General features: G+C 68.6%; 13 protein-coding genes. 7 read left to right on the top strand and 6 right to left on the bottom strand.

What is annotated here, in order from left to right:
• Nucleotides 1-22: 22 nt before the first annotated feature.
• The gene (locus P0Y33_RS12960; RefSeq protein WP_279527813.1) at nucleotides 23-1,030 is read left to right on the top strand and encodes an AI-2E family transporter; all 1,008 of its coding nucleotides are present in this window, start codon (nucleotides 23-25) and stop codon (nucleotides 1,028-1,030) included.
• A 9-nt stretch (nucleotides 1,031-1,039) separates the two neighbouring features.
• On the opposite strand, the gene P0Y33_RS12955 is transcribed toward P0Y33_RS12960, so the two are convergent.
• Nucleotides 1,040-1,888 carry a sulfurtransferase gene (locus P0Y33_RS12955; RefSeq protein WP_279527812.1) on the bottom strand — a complete coding sequence of 283 codons (849 nt, stop codon included), beginning with the start codon at nucleotides 1,886-1,888 and terminating at the stop codon, nucleotides 1,040-1,042.
• 208 nt (nucleotides 1,889-2,096) lie between these two features.
• Between P0Y33_RS12955 and P0Y33_RS12950 the strand changes: the two genes are divergently transcribed.
• From P0Y33_RS12950 to P0Y33_RS12940, 3 genes are all read left to right on the top strand, one after another.
• On the top strand, nucleotides 2,097-2,960 hold the full coding sequence (locus P0Y33_RS12950) for a sulfurtransferase (RefSeq protein WP_279527811.1): 864 nt from the start codon (nucleotides 2,097-2,099) through the stop codon (nucleotides 2,958-2,960).
• Nucleotides 2,961-3,083: 123 nt separating this feature from the next.
• On the top strand, nucleotides 3,084-3,716 hold the full coding sequence (locus tag P0Y33_RS12945; RefSeq protein WP_279527810.1) for a transcription antitermination protein: 633 nt from the start codon (nucleotides 3,084-3,086) through the stop codon (nucleotides 3,714-3,716).
• 87 nt (nucleotides 3,717-3,803) lie between these two features.
• Complete coding sequence (locus P0Y33_RS12940; RefSeq protein WP_279527809.1) at nucleotides 3,804-5,591, top strand: PKD domain-containing protein; 1,788 nt, start codon at nucleotides 3,804-3,806, stop codon at nucleotides 5,589-5,591.
• Nucleotides 5,592-5,677: 86 nt separating this feature from the next.
• Here P0Y33_RS12940 and P0Y33_RS12935 read toward each other — a convergent pair whose 3' ends face one another.
• Both P0Y33_RS12935 and P0Y33_RS12930 read right to left on the bottom strand, forming a co-directional pair.
• Nucleotides 5,678-5,956 (bottom strand): DUF7553 family protein, encoded by a 279-nt coding sequence (locus P0Y33_RS12935; RefSeq protein ID WP_279527808.1) that lies wholly within the window; start codon nucleotides 5,954-5,956, stop codon nucleotides 5,678-5,680.
• 58 nt (nucleotides 5,957-6,014) lie between these two features.
• A complete protein-coding gene (locus tag P0Y33_RS12930) occupies nucleotides 6,015-6,284 on the bottom strand; it encodes a DUF7553 family protein (RefSeq protein ID WP_279527807.1) in 270 nt (89 codons plus the stop codon).
• A gap of 169 nt (nucleotides 6,285-6,453) precedes the next feature.
• Here P0Y33_RS12930 and uvrB point away from each other — a divergent pair, with 169 nt between their 5' ends.
• Together uvrB and P0Y33_RS12920 are read left to right on the top strand one after the other, a co-directional pair.
• Nucleotides 6,454-8,535, top strand: a complete 2,082-nt coding sequence (gene uvrB, locus P0Y33_RS12925; RefSeq protein ID WP_279527806.1) for an excinuclease ABC subunit UvrB — start codon at nucleotides 6,454-6,456, stop codon at nucleotides 8,533-8,535.
• Between the two features lie 57 nt (nucleotides 8,536-8,592).
• The gene (locus P0Y33_RS12920) at nucleotides 8,593-9,102 is read left to right on the top strand and encodes a hypothetical protein (RefSeq protein WP_279527805.1); all 510 of its coding nucleotides are present in this window, start codon (nucleotides 8,593-8,595) and stop codon (nucleotides 9,100-9,102) included.
• 67 nt (nucleotides 9,103-9,169) lie between these two features.
• Here P0Y33_RS12920 and P0Y33_RS12915 read toward each other — a convergent pair whose 3' ends face one another.
• Complete coding sequence (locus P0Y33_RS12915; RefSeq protein ID WP_279527804.1) at nucleotides 9,170-10,087, bottom strand: sulfite exporter TauE/SafE family protein; 918 nt, start codon at nucleotides 10,085-10,087, stop codon at nucleotides 9,170-9,172.
• 189 nt (nucleotides 10,088-10,276) lie between these two features.
• Here P0Y33_RS12915 and P0Y33_RS12910 point away from each other — a divergent pair, with 189 nt between their 5' ends.
• Nucleotides 10,277-10,693, top strand: coding sequence for a hypothetical protein (locus P0Y33_RS12910; protein WP_279527803.1), 417 nt, complete (start codon nucleotides 10,277-10,279; stop codon nucleotides 10,691-10,693).
• On the opposite strand, the gene P0Y33_RS12905 is transcribed toward P0Y33_RS12910, so the two are convergent.
• Together P0Y33_RS12905 and P0Y33_RS12900 are read right to left on the bottom strand one after the other, a co-directional pair.
• Nucleotides 10,690-11,880, bottom strand: a complete 1,191-nt coding sequence (locus P0Y33_RS12905; RefSeq protein WP_279527802.1) for an SPFH domain-containing protein — start codon at nucleotides 11,878-11,880, stop codon at nucleotides 10,690-10,692. The genes P0Y33_RS12910 and P0Y33_RS12905 overlap by 4 nt on opposite strands.
• 63 nt (nucleotides 11,881-11,943) lie before the next feature.
• Nucleotides 11,944-13,683, bottom strand: coding sequence for an excinuclease ABC subunit C (locus P0Y33_RS12900; protein WP_279527801.1), 1,740 nt, complete (start codon nucleotides 13,681-13,683; stop codon nucleotides 11,944-11,946).
• Nucleotides 13,684-13,686: the final 3 nt, after the last annotated feature.

The raw sequence follows: 13,686 nt of genomic DNA, 5'->3' as shown, positions 1-13,686 counted from the left end.
CGTGGCCAGGGTAGCCGTCGGCGTGCCCGCGTCCCGCCGTCACGTACTCATCGGACTCCTCGCCCTCCTCCTCGCCGTCGCGGGGGCGGTCCTCTTCGAAGTCGCGGGGACCGTCTTCTTCGCGCTGACCGTCGCGTACGTGCTGACGCCGCTCTACCACCGGGTCGAGGCGCGAGGGCTCTCGCCGTGGTGGGCGAGCGCCGTCACGTCGGTCCTCGCGACGCTCGTCGCGGCGCTCCTGACGACCGCCATCGTCTCGCTGCTCTACCTCCGGAGCGACGTCCTGATCGACCTCGTCCGCGAGGTGCCGGCGAGCGTCGTCGTCGACGTCCTCGGGTTCCGGTACGCCGTCGACCTCTCCGTCGTCGCGGGGTTCGCGCGGGGGTACCTCGCCGACCTCGTCTTCGTCGCCGTTCAGGCACTGCCGGTGCTCGCGGTGAAGGTGACGCTGTTCGGCCTCCTCGTCTTCGCCCTCCTGATGCGCCACCGCGAGGCGCAGGCCGCGCTCCTGGGTCCCATCCCGCCGCGGTTCCACGACGTCGTCCGGGCGCTCGAACGGCGGGCAGGTGCGACGCTCTACGGTATCTACGTCATCCAGGTCGCGACCGGCGTCGGGACGTTCCTCCTCGCCGCGCCGACGTTCTTCGCCCTCGGCTACGAGTACCCCGTCACGCTGGCCGTGGTCGCGGGGACGCTCCAGTTCCTCCCCATCGTCGGCCCGAGTCTCCTCGTCGGCCTGCTGGCGCTCTACCAGACGAGTCTCGGGAACGTCGACGCCGCCATCCTCGTCCTCGTCGTCGCGGGGTTCGTCGTCGCGTGGCTCCCGGACGTCCTCATCCGCCCCCGTCTCTCTCGCGAACGCGCGCGCCTGCCCGGTAGTCTCTACTTCATCGGCTTCACCGGCGGGTTGCTCACCGTCGGGACGGTGGGCATCATCGCGGGGCCGCTGGTGGTCGCGCTCGTCGTCGAGGCGACCCAACTGCTCGCCGACGAAGAAGGGAGCACTCGACAGACACAACTCGTCGAGTGAGTCGCGACGCTACTCGGAGACGAGCGGGCGGCCCTCGCGTTTCCACTCGGTGAGGCTCCCCTCGTAGAAGTCGACGTCCTCGTAGCCGAGGTGCCGGAGGACGACGTAGGTGTGGCTGATGCGGCGGGCGGTGTTACAGTAGAGGACGACCCGCTTCTCGGGGACGATTCCCTTCTCCGCGAGGACGTCCCGAACGACGTCGGCGGGGCGGAGTCCGCGGGTCTCCTCGTCGACGACCTCCCGCCAGTCGAAGTTGACGGCACCGGGGATGTGGCCCTCGGCGTACTCCTCGGGCGAGCGCGTGTCCACGACCACGACGTCGGGGTCGTCGACGGCCTCCTCGACGGCCTCGATGTCGACGAGCGGGTCGTGTTCGGGGTCGGTCACCTCGTAGGTGGTCGCCGCGACGTCCGGAGTCTCGGTGCTCGCGGGGTGTTCGCGCGTCCACGCGCTGTAGTCACCGTCGAGCAGGCGGAGGTGCTCGGGCGGGTGCCCGTAGAGCAGCGCGGTCACGAGTAGGCGTGCCGCGAAGACGCCGTGGTGGTCGTCGTAGGCGACGACGGTGTCCTCGCGGGTGATGCCCGCCTCGCCCATCAGCGTCGCGAAGGTGTCCGCACCGGGGAGCATCCCCGCCCGACCGGACTCGACCGACTCGCTCGCACTTTCGTCCGCGCCGTCTTCCGCCCCCTCGGCGGCGTGTTCCTCGGCCCGAATCGCGTCGTACGGGACGTTGACCGCACCGGGTACGTGCCCGATACCGTCGTACTCCCAGGCGTCGCGGACGTCCACGACCACGACGTCGGGGTCGTCGCGGTGTTCGGCCAGCCACTCCGGGGAGACGATGGCGTCTTCGTTCATGGTGGCGTGTAGACGGGTCGGACTCTTAGGACCGCGGGGTTCGGGCCGAGGTGGGTAGTGGTCCGTGACGACGGCAACGATTGCCCGTTTTGTCGTCGAACGACGAGTTGCAGTGTCGACAGTGAGCAATATTCTCCGGTATAACCGATGGACGGGGGAACCTGCCGAGGTGTGTGCTATTAAGAGGTCGGGGTGGCAAGAAGCGAACATGGTCGAAAACAGCGACTACGCGAACGACGTTCTCGTCTCCGCCGACTGGGTCGAGAGCCGACTCGACGAGTTCGAGAGCGACGACCCCGACCTCCGACTCGTCGAGGTCGACGTCGACACCGAGGCGTACGAGGACGCCCACGCACCGGGCGCAATCGGCTTCAACTGGGAGACGCAACTCCAGGACCAGACCGAGCGCGACATCCTCTCGAAGGAGGACTTCGCGGACCTGCTCGGCAGTCACGGCATCTCCGAGGACTCCACGGTCGTCCTCTACGGTGACAACTCCAACTGGTTCGCCGCCTACACCTACTGGCAGTTCAAGTACTACGGTCACGACGACGTCCGTCTCCTCGACGGTGGCCGCGACTACTGGCTCGACCAGGACTACCCGACCACCGACGAGGTGCCGGAGTTCTCCGAAGTCGACTACGAGGCACGCGGTCCCTTCGAGGGCATCCGCGCCTACCGAGACGACGTCGAGACCGCCATCGAGCGCGACGTGCCGCTCGTCGACGTCCGCTCGCCCGAGGAGTACCGCGGCGAGATCCTCGCGCCGCCCGGACTGCAGGAGACCGCCCAGCGCGGTGGCCACGTCCCCGGCGCCGAGAACATCTCGTGGGCCGCGACCGTCCAGGAGGACGGCCGCTTCAAGTCCGCCGAGGAACTCCGTGACCTCTACGAGTCCGAGGGCGTCACCGACGACCAGGAGGTCATCGCCTACTGCCGTATCGGCGAGCGCTCCTCCATCGCGTGGTTCGCCCTGAGCGAACTGCTCGGCTACGAGGACGTCACCAACTACGACGGCTCGTGGACCGAGTGGGGCAACCTCGTGGACGCCCCCATCGAGACGGGCGAGTAAGCCGACACCGACACGCTTCGTTTTTTTGCGTTCGACGCCGCGTAGCGACCGCGACGCGATGCTCCGACCGACGCGACGGACCGAAGGGACACCTACAAACCCTCACCCGCCGAACGGCCACCCATGAACGCAGTCGAACTCCTCGACGCCGTCCAGGACGCGAACGAGACCGAACTCTCCCGACTCGGCTCTTCGAAGTCGCTGTACGCCGCGACGGGTGGCGAGATGGAGGCCGAAGCCGTCCTCCGCGCCGCCGCGGACGCCGAGTACCACGCCGGCGAGACCTTCGAAGAGTGGGCACGCACGGAGGAGGCGGACAGTCCCGCACAGCAGGCCTTCGCCGCCGCCGCCGACGAGGAGGGAGACCACTACGAGACGGTCGTGAGCAAACTCGACGGCCACGAACCGAGCGACGACCCCTCCGAGATGCAGCAGTACCTCCGCGACCTCGACGACACGGTCGAGCGCGCCGGCGGGTTCCTCGGGCGCGTGCTCGCCACCGAGAAGTCGAAAGACCAACTCGTCGGATTCTTCGTCGGTCAGGCCGACCCACAGACCGCCCAGACGTTCCGCGACCTCCGTGGAGACCTCGACGACCAACGGGAGCGCGCCCTCGACCTCCTCGAGGAGGTCTGCGAGGACGAGGACGACTGGGAGCGCGCCGAGACGGCCGCCAACGAGGCCGTCCAGCACGCCTACGAGGAGTACGTCGAGCAACTGGAGAGCATGGGCGTCAACCCGAAGCCGGTCTGCTGAACGGCGACGCGACGGGCGAGCGTCGCCGTGGAGACGGGACAGTTCGGCCATCATACACTTCCCGGTGGGTCGTCAAACGCCCAGTTGATGTCCTCCAAGCGTCAGTCAACACGCAGCGCACCGCGGCGGGCGCTGACGGTCGTCGTCAGTCTACTGCTCGTCGCGAGTGCACTCACGGCCGGTGTGGGCGCGAGTGCAGCGTCCACGGCACAGAGTTCCGGAGACGAATCGCCGTACAAGTTCGTCTTCGTCGACAAGTCCGACGGACACCTCAAACTCGTCCGGGCGAACGGGTCCGTCGTCGACCTCAACGTCAGCGCGGAGATTATCGGCCCGGCCCGAAACCTCGACGACGACTCGGCCGTCGAGGTGCCGTACGTGACGAGCGAGCAGGAACTGTACGCCATCGACACGACGGGCGAGAAAGACCACCTCGCCCCGAACGCCAAGAAAGAGCGGACGAAGGTCACGACTGGCGACTGGGACGGTGACGGTCGGCCGGGCGTCCTCTACACGAACGTCACCTCGGGCACCGTCTACCGCGTCGAGGTCGGCGGTAACGCCACGGAGGTCGCCGACGGCCTCAACTCGAAGGCCGTCCTCGGAATCGCCGACCTCACGGAGGACGGCACGGAGGAACTCGTCTACATCGGCCACTCCGACCAGGTGTTCTACTACAACGGGTCGGGGACGCCCGTGAAGATCTACAGTAGCGGCATCGGGTCGAACAACGGCCTCGGCGTCGGTGCGCCCGCCGACTTCGACGGCGACGGGAACGTCACCGTCCCGCTCGTGGACGGGAGCGAGAACGTCCTCCTCGTCGACGAGCAGGGCAACTACACGAAGTTCGGCAACGCGGGCAAACAGCCCATCGCCGGCGTGAACTGGACCGGCGGCCCGGCGCTCGAAGTGCTCCACCTCGGCGCTAGCGGCCAGACGGTCGAGTACACCTACCTGAACGGGACGACCAACACGGTCTACGACGCCAGCGGGAACGACCTGACCGGCGTCCAGAGCGCCGGTGTCGCCCGCGTCGCCTACGACCCCGGACCGGCTATCGAGTCCACGAACCTGACCGACACGACCGACGGCGACGGTGCCGTCGCGGCCAACCACACCGTCCGCGTCACCGCGACCGTCTCCGGTGACGTCGCGACGGTGACGGCCGACCTCTCGGCGTTCGGTGCTGGGACGGTCACCCTCCAAGAAGTCAGTTCGGGTGTCTACGCCGCGAACGTCACCGTGACCGATGGCGCCTCCGAGGGCGCCCAGCGCGCCGTCGTCACCGCGACCGACGGCGACGGCGAGCGCACGCAGACGACCACCGACACGGTCCTCGTCGACCTGACGCCGCCCACCGTCGAACTCGGCTCGGACGTGACCGTCACCGAGGGCGAGACCGTCACGTTCGATCCGAACACGGCGAGCGACGGGGAGACCCACATCGTCACCTACGCGTGGGACGTCGGCCCGACGACGGCGACCGGCGAGACCGTCTCCTACACGTACGACGACCCCGGAACCTACACGGTTTCGCTCCGCGTCACCGACGAAGTCGGTCACACCAGCACCGACACGCTCACCGTCGAAGTGACCCAGCAGACCGACAGCACGGACGGCGGCAGTGACGGGAGCGACAGTCAGACGACAACGACGACAACGACGACTACCACTACCACGACAGCGACCACGACCGCGACCGAACAGCAAGAGCAGGAGACGACCACGATGACGCCGCAGACGGAGATGGAGGAGACGACCGCGTCCACCGAGTCGACGACCATGACGACCGCCGCCGAGTCGCCCGGCTTCGGCGTCGTGACCGCACTCGTCGCGCTGCTCGGGACGCTCCTGCTCGTCCGGCGTCGCGACTGACGACGGCCGACTGACGACGACCGACGTCGTCCGTCTTCGTTTCCGTTCTTTCGACGAGTCCGGGAATCTGGGAGAAGAGACCGTGACTAGCTGCCGCCGATGCCGACCTTGTCCTTGACCGACTCAACGTGCCCGATGGCGTCCTCCAGGTGGACGCGGGCGTCCTCGTTGAGTTCGCCGTGGAGTTCGCGCAGCGTGTAGTGGTGTCCGCGGATGCGCTTCTCGTCGGGCGAGTCGTGCGAACTCGCGAGTTCCTGGAGGTCGTCGGCGATCTTCCCCAGTTCCTCGGCCGGCCGGTCCTCGTGGGCGTGTTCGGCGGCCTCGCGCACCTTCTCGACGGCCGCGTCGAGATCCTCCTGCGTCATAGTCGGAGGTACCGACGCCGAGGGTAAAACAGTGTTCGCCGGTTCGACGGGTCGCGGTCTAGACGCCGCTGACGGTCGAGCGGTACCCCTCGACGAGGTCGTACGCGCGCTGGATCTCGTCGGCGAGGTCGCCGTCGGCGTCGTCGGCGAGGTCGCTGAGAGTGTGCATGTGGCGGGCGAGTCGGCCGTGGTCCGGCCCGGACGAGCGGTCGGCGAGCTTTGCGAGTTGGTCGGCCTGGCCGCGGAGGCGCTCCGCGAGGTCGTCGTCGGCGTCGGACGCCGCCGCTTCGAGCACGTCAGCCGCTTCGGCGAGTTTCTCTCGGGACATACTCGGAGTTGCGACTGCGACGCCGAAAAGCTTCGGCCGGCGACAGGGTTCGCCGGACTCGGCGACGGACCACGGTCGGCGACTCGGCGGACGGCGGACTGCGGCCGAGCGGTGGCGGCCGAGCGGTGACGGCGCGCCACTCAAGTTTCCTCGGACCTAGCTAGAGCCAATGAGTGACAGCGAGGGTCCCCTCTCGGTCGACCGGCCGGACGTGGACCACGACTTCGAGGTCGACGCCCCGTTCGACCCAGCGGGCGACCAGCCGGAGGCCATCGAGCAGTTGGCTCGCGGGTTCGAGAACGGCGCGGACAAACAGACTCTACTGGGCGTGACGGGTTCCGGCAAGACGAACACCGTCTCGTGGACCATCGAGGAAGTCCAGAAGCCCACGCTGGTCATCGCCCACAACAAGACGCTCGCGGCGCAACTGTACGAGGAACTGAAGAACCTCTTCCCGAACAACGCCGTCGAGTACTTCGTCTCCTACTACGACTACTACCAACCCGAGGCGTACGTCGAGCAGTCCGACACCTACATCGACAAGGACGCCTCCGTCAACGAGGAGATCGACCGACTCCGCCACTCCGCGACGCGCTCGCTTCTGACCCGCGACGACGTCATCGTCGTCGCCTCGGTCTCGGCCATCTACGGCCTGGGTGACCCGTCGAACTACGTCGACATGTCCCTCCAACTGGAGCGTGGCCAGCAGATCGGCCGCGACGACCTCCTCTCGAAACTGGTCGACCTCAACTACGAGCGCAACGACGTCGACTTCACGCAGGGCACCTTCCGCGTGCGCGGTGACACGGTCGAAATATACCCGATGTACGGACGCTACGCCGTCCGCATGGAGTTCTGGGGCGACGAGATCGACCGACTCACGAAACTCGACCCGCTGGAGGGCGAAGTGAAGAGCGAGGAACCCGCCGTCCTCGTCCACCCCGCGGAGCACTACTCCATCCCCGAGAACACCCTGGAAGAGGCCGTCGAGCGAATCGAGACGGACATGGAAGAGCGCGTCTCCTACTTCGAGCGTAAGGGCGACATGCTCGCCGCCCAGCGCATCGAGGAGCGGACTACCTTCGACCTGGAGATGCTGAAGGAGGCGGGCTACTGCTCGGGCATCGAGAACTACACGCTCTACTTCTCCGACCGGGAGATGGGCGACGCCCCCTACACCCTCCTCGACTACTTCCCCGACGACTTCCTCACCGTCATCGACGAGTCTCATCGGACTGTTCCGCAGATCAAGGGGCAACTCGCCGGCGACAAATCGAGGAAAGAGAGCCTCGTCGAGAACGGCTTCCGCCTCCCGTCGGCGTACGCGAACCGCCCGCTCTCCTTCAAGGAGTTCGAGGAGAAGACCGACCAGACGCTGTACGTCTCCGCGACGCCCGCCGACTACGAACGCGAGGAGAGCGACCAGATCGTCGAACAGATCGTCCGCCCCACGCACCTCGTCGACCCGAAGGTCGAAATCTCGCCCGCCGAGGGACAGATCGACGACCTGCTCGCGCGCATCCAGGAGCGCACCGAGAACGACGAGCGCACGCTCGTCACGACCCTCACGAAGCGGATGGCCGAGGACCTCACCGAGTACCTCGAAGAGGCCGGCGTCGCCGTCGAGTACATGCACGACGAGACGGACACGCTCGAACGCCACGAACTCGTCCGCGGGCTCCGACTCGGGGAGTTCGACGTCCTCGTCGGCATCAACCTCCTCCGCGAGGGACTGGACATCCCCGAAGTGAGTCTCGTCGCCATCCTCGACGCCGACCAGCAGGGCTTCCTCCGCTCGCGCACCTCGCTCATCCAGACGATGGGGCGAGCCGCCCGTAACGTCAACGGCGAGGTCGTCCTCTACGCCGACGAGACCACCGAGGCGATGGAGGAAGCCATCGACGAGACCCAGCGCCGTCGCCGCATCCAGGAGGAGTTCAACGAGGAACACGGCACGACGCCGACGACCATCGAGAAGGAGGTCTCGGAGGCGAACCTCCCCGGTGCGAAGACCGACACGTCGAGCGTCGCGGGCGACGGTCCCGCCGACGAGCAGGAGGCCGCCCTCCTCGTCGAGGAACTCGAAGAACGGATGGCCGAGGCCGCCGACAACCTCGAGTTCGAACTCGCGGCGGACATCCGCGACCGCATCGGCGACATCCGCGAAGAGTTCGACCTCGACGCCGGCGACGAGGGCGTCGAACCCGAACCGGAGTCCGAGAGCCTCGCACCCGAAGCCGACGACTGGTAGGCTGACGGCCCACCCCGGCCCGAACGCCCTTCTCCCGGGCGACCGAACGCACCGACCGTGAACAGGCACCGCCTCGTCGGCGCCGCACTGTTCGTCGCCGGCCTCGCGCTCGTCGGTTGGTCGTTCGCCGTCGTCCCCGACCCGGACCCGAGTCGGAACCCCGGCCTGCTGGGCGACGTCTACCTCACGCTCGTCGTCCCGGCCGGGGGCGTCCTGCTCGGTCTCGGTGGCCTCCTCGGCTACACCGGCCGTCGTCTCGACCCCCGCGAGACACTCCTCGTTCCGTTCGTCGTCGCCGCCGTCGCCGTGGGCGTCCCCGCGCTCGTCGGCGGACGGGCGCTCTCGCCGTGGGCGCCGCTCGCCGCGATGGCCGCGACCGTCGTCCCGCTGGGCGCCGCGGCCGTCGAGAAGAGCCGAGAGACCGTCGTCGCCGCGGTCGGCGTCTACGCGCTGGGTATCGTCGTCTCGCTCGTCGCCGGCTTCGGCGTGAGCGCGTTCACCGCCGTCGCGCCGCTGGTCGTCGGGATTCCGGGCGGCGTGGTCGGGGCCGTCGCCGTGCGGAAGTGACCGAGTTCCAATGCTGCTCTTTTCGGACAGGTCGGTGGCGCCGCGGACGCGAGAGTGTGCCCGCGGGTCAGAGGAAGAGGACGCGGACGACGACGAACGTGCCGACGAGGAAGTAGGCCGTCATGAGGACACGGAGCGTCGTCTCCTCCGAGAGTCGGGAGTTGACGTAAGAGCCGACCTGTCCGCCGACGACGACGGTCGGCGCGATGACCGCGAGGGCGCGGAGCGGGATGGAGAACCCGTGGCCGGCGAGTCCCGGCGCGAAGCGCATCAGCGCGAGCGTCATCAACAACGCCGCGATGATGGTGACGTGGAGGACGAGCGCGCTCGTCCCCGTCGAAATCTTCAGCGGGACGCGCTTGCGGATGCTCAGGACGGTCTGTGATATCTCGCCGATTGCGATACCGACGAGTCCGGCCATCACCCCGCCGACGGCCACGAACCCGCGGTCGCTGTTCGAGAGGTCGAAGCCACGCCCCTCCTCGCCGAAGAGGCGCGTCTGCGGGAGGTAGTCCTTCGTGACCGTCGGCGAGTGGAGGTACTCGCCGAAGGGGACGACCTCGGTGAGCGAGCGGCCGCCGTGGCGGTGGGCCTGGAAGAGCACGCCGGCGAGACCGGCGAGCATGAAGCCGAACGCCAGCAGGAGGACGTTCGACGGGACGAGAAACGACACCGCCCGTGCGACGATGGCGATGGGGATGGTGATGGCGAGGAGTTTCGCGGCGATGCCGAAGTCGACTTGCTCGCGGTACCAGTAGCCCGAGACGCTACTCGTGTAGCCGAACACCTCGACACCGAGCGAGAGACCGATGGCCTCCGCGGGGTGGAGCATCGGCCACCCCGTGACGAGGACGGGGAAGACGAAGAGGAACGCGGGTGTGAAGATGACCGCCGCCTCCATCGCCAGCGCACAGACCGTCGTACAGATGGCGAACGAGAGCATGACGATGGTCATCAGGTCGGGGAGCGGGAAGCCGAGCGGCACGGTTACGTCACCCCGGACACTGCGGAGTGGCGGTTCGCGGCCGTGCGGTCGCGGTCGGTGTCGGCGTCCATAGCACGGCCGAAACAGCACGACACTGAAAAGAATTTACATCGACCTCGCATCCAGTGACCGATAGCACACGCCGCGTCGGTATCAAGATTTTTGCCGTTCAGGCCCGTCTGCGTGGACGTGTCCGACTCACTCCGGGACCTGGCCGGTGCCGTCGAGACGTACGCCGTCGGCCTCGCCGTCTGGTACGCGGTGATGCTCTGGTTCGGCATCCCGAAACTCCCGCCGGCCGGGCACGTCGTCGGCGCCCTCTCGTTCGTCGGTCTCCTCGCCGGTGCGGGCTGGGCGGCCGCACGACTCGACGCGCACGAACGCCGCCGGACCGCCGTTCGACTGGCGGCACTCTTCCTCGTCGGCGCGTTCTCGACGTCGCTCGTCGTCGGGACGACCGACCTGACCGTCAAGCAGTTCATGAAGTCGACGCTCGTCGGGAAACTCCTGATCGGATTCGTCGGCGCCTCGCTGTTCTCGGGGGTCGTCCTCGCACTCGTGACGGCCGGCCGCGCCGTCGTCCGCCGACGACCGAAACTCGCCTAGGGCTCCTCGACTTCGATCTCGACTTCGCTCCGTTCGTCGTCGACGACCTCGGAGACCAGGTCGTCGATCTCGTCTAGCCCGAGCCACTCGACGGTCTCCGCGTCGAAGTCGCGACTCCGGAGGCCACCGCCACCCGCGCCCCCGCCACCGACGTCGCTCCCCGAGAGGTGCTTCCCGTAGCGCCCGAGCAGCGAGGTGAGTTCCTGCGGGAGGACGAACGTCGTCGACGGACTCTGCCCGATGCGTTCCAGACTCTCCATGCCGCGCTCGATGACGGCGCGTTCCCCCATCGCTTCGGCGGCGCGGGCGCGGAGGACCGTCGCGACGGCGTCGCCCTGGGCTTCGAGGACCTGCGCCTGTTTCGACCCTTGCGCGCGGACGATGGCCGCTTGCTTCTCGCCGCGGGCACGCTCGATAGCCGACTGGCGCTCGCCCTGGGCTTCGAGGATCATCGCGCGTCGGGTGCGCTCGGCGGACGCCTGGCGTTCCATCGCGCTCTTGACGACGTCGCTGGGCATCACCTCGCGGACCTCGACGCCCTCGACGCGGATGCCCCACGCGTCGGTCGGTTCGTCGAGTTCCTCGTGGATGCGGCGGTTGATCTCGGTGCGCCGGGAGAGCGTCTCGTCGAGTTCCATGTCGCCGATGACCGCCCGGAGGGTGGTCTGTGCGAGGTTGAGGACGGCCGTCTCGTAGTCCTCGACTTCGAGGAAGGCCCGTTCGGCGTTCACGACCCGGATGTAGACGACGGCGTTCGCCCGGACGGGGGAGTTGTCCTCGGTGATGGCCTCCTGCGTCGGGACGTCGAGCGTCCGCGTCCGGACGTCGTAGACGTAGCTCTTCGAGACGAACGGCGGGACGAACCGGAGACCGGGGCCGAGCATCCCGCGGAACGCTCCGAACACCGTGTAAGGGCGACGTTCGTACGCCTGGACGATTTGTACGGAACTCGCGACGGTCACGATTGCGAGCGCGAGCAGGAGGACGCCGACCGCGTACCAGACGGAGACGAACACCGCGAGCGCGACGGCGACGACGAGCAGGGCGACGAACAGCCAGTGGAGCGTGCCGAACCCGGTCGTGTCGCCGGCCGCGGCCTCGGACTGGCTCCGTCCGTCGGAGCGAGTGCCGACGCTCGTGCTCGCCCGCCCGAGTTCACGGAAGAGCCGTCGCCCCGTCGAATCCATACCTCCGAATCGTTCGGCTTCGGGTATAAAGGTACGCGCGCCGACCGGTCCGAGTCGGCAGGGTCAGAGGTGGCGTGCGAGCGTGTCGGCCGTCTCCGCGCCGACACCGTCGACCGAGCGGAGTTCCTCGGCGGAGGCGTCGCGGACGCCGTCGACGCTTCCGAAGCGCCGGAGGAGGCGCTTGCGGAGTTCCGGCCCGACCCCCGGCACCTCGTCGAGCGCCGTCGAGACGTCGTCCCGGAGGCTCTGGTGGTACTGGACGGCGAAGCGGTGGGCCTCGTCGCGGACGCGCTGGAGGAGGTGGAGGTGGGGCGCGTCGTCCGGCCAGTCGTACGTGGTGTGGGGTGTGACGACGACTTCCTCCTGTTTGGCGAGCGCGACGGCGGGGACGTCCCAACCGGCGTCGTCGAGCGCGTCGCGGGCGGCGTCGAGTTGGCCCTGGCCGCCGTCGACGAGCAGGAGGTCCGGGTCGGGGCGGTCGTCGCGGCCCTCGACGGCCCGCGTCGCGCGCCAGGCGACGAGGCGGCGCATGTTGGCGTAGTCGTCGTTCTCCTCGCCGAGTTTCTTCCGGCGGTAGTCGCCCTTCGCGGGTGCGCCGTCGACGAACGTGACGTCGCTGCCGACGACGGCCTTCCCCTGCGCGTGGCTCACGTCGAAGCCCTCGATGCGGGTGGGGCGGGCGTCGAGGCCGAGCGCGTCCGCGAGCGCGCCCGTGCCGTCGCCACCGCCAGCGCGTCGGTGGGCGTTCTTGAGTGCGAGGTCGACGAGTTTCGCCTCGCGGCCCGCGCCGGGGACGCGGACGGCCACGCCCTCGGCGTCGAGCCAGGCGTCGAGGTCCGCGTCGTCCGGGTGTTCGGGGAGGAGCAGGGCGTCGGGCAGGTCGCGTTCGGCGTAGTACTGCGGGACGAACGCCCCGAGCACCTCGGCGACGCGGTCCTCGCCCTCGGGTGCGGAGAGGTGGTGCTGGTCGCGCTCGACGAGTTGGCCGCCCTCGCTGTTGAGGCGGGCGACGGTCGCGCTGTCGCCTTCGACGGCCACGCCGAGGACGTCGACGTGGCGCTCGCCGCTCTGTCCGGCGACGGCCTCACCGCCGCCCCCGTGGAAGGCGCGGACCGCGTCGAGGCGGTCGCGGAGGTTCGCCGCGCGCTCGAACTCCTGGTCCTGGGCGGCCCGCTCCATCTCGCGTTCGAGCGGGTCCGCGAGGACACCGGTCTCGCCCTCGAAGAAGCGTTTCACCGACTCGACGTCCGCGACGTAGCTCTCGACGTCGATCTCGGCGGTGCAGGGCGCACTACAGAGACCGATGTCGTGGTCGAGACACGGTCGGTCGCGATTCTGGAACTTGTGGTCCGAACAGCCCCGAACCCCGTAGGTCTCGCGGAGCGCCTTCACGACCGTCTCGACCCGGCCGACGTCGGTGTAGGGCCCGTAGGCCGTCGCGCCCTCGTCGGGGTCGCGGGTCACCTCGACGCGCGGGAAGTCGTGGTCCGTGAGTTGGACGAGCGGGTAGGACTTGTCGTCCTTCAGGCGGACGTTGTAGCGTGGCTGGTGGCGCTTGATGAGGTTCGCTTCGAGGAGGAGCGCCTGCGTCTCGGTGTCCGTGACGGCGAAGTCGAGGTCCTCCGCCCGGCGCACCATCTGGCGGATGCGTTCGGAGCGCGGGTCGGCGTACGAGCGCACCCGGTCGCGGAGGTCCACGGCCTTCCCGACGTAGAGGACCTGCCCCTCGTCGGTGAGGAACTGGTAGACCCCCGGTTCCCGTGGAAAGTCGCTCGCCCGCTCGCGCACGCCGCTCGCGTCCATCGC

The organism is Halospeciosus flavus (assembly GCF_029814175.1).
In the GTDB taxonomy this organism is placed as follows: Archaea; Halobacteriota; Halobacteria; order Halobacteriales; family Halobacteriaceae; genus Halospeciosus; species Halospeciosus flavus.
This window is presented reverse-complemented; position numbering and strand designations above follow the sequence as displayed.

Bases quoted from the DNA above. Each gene is read 5' to 3' on its own strand.
- P0Y33_RS12955 (WP_279527812.1), bottom strand. From the start codon at position 1,888: ATGAACGAAGACGCCATCGTCTCCCCGGAGTGGCTGGCCGAACACCGC.
- P0Y33_RS12950 (WP_279527811.1), top strand. From the start codon at position 2,097: ATGGTCGAAAACAGCGACTACGCGAACGACGTTCTCGTCTCCGCCGAC.
- P0Y33_RS12945 (WP_279527810.1), top strand. From the start codon at position 3,084: ATGAACGCAGTCGAACTCCTCGACGCCGTCCAGGACGCGAACGAGACC.
- P0Y33_RS12940 (WP_279527809.1), top strand. From the start codon at position 3,804: ATGTCCTCCAAGCGTCAGTCAACACGCAGCGCACCGCGGCGGGCGCTG.
- P0Y33_RS12935 (WP_279527808.1), bottom strand. From the start codon at position 5,956: ATGACGCAGGAGGATCTCGACGCGGCCGTCGAGAAGGTGCGCGAGGCC.
- P0Y33_RS12930 (WP_279527807.1), bottom strand. From the start codon at position 6,284: ATGTCCCGAGAGAAACTCGCCGAAGCGGCTGACGTGCTCGAAGCGGCG.
- uvrB (WP_279527806.1), top strand. From the start codon at position 6,454: ATGAGTGACAGCGAGGGTCCCCTCTCGGTCGACCGGCCGGACGTGGAC.
- P0Y33_RS12905 (WP_279527802.1), bottom strand. From the start codon at position 11,880: ATGGATTCGACGGGGCGACGGCTCTTCCGTGAACTCGGGCGGGCGAGC.
- P0Y33_RS12900 (WP_279527801.1), bottom strand. From the start codon at position 13,683: ATGGACGCGAGCGGCGTGCGCGAGCGGGCGAGCGACTTTCCACGGGAA.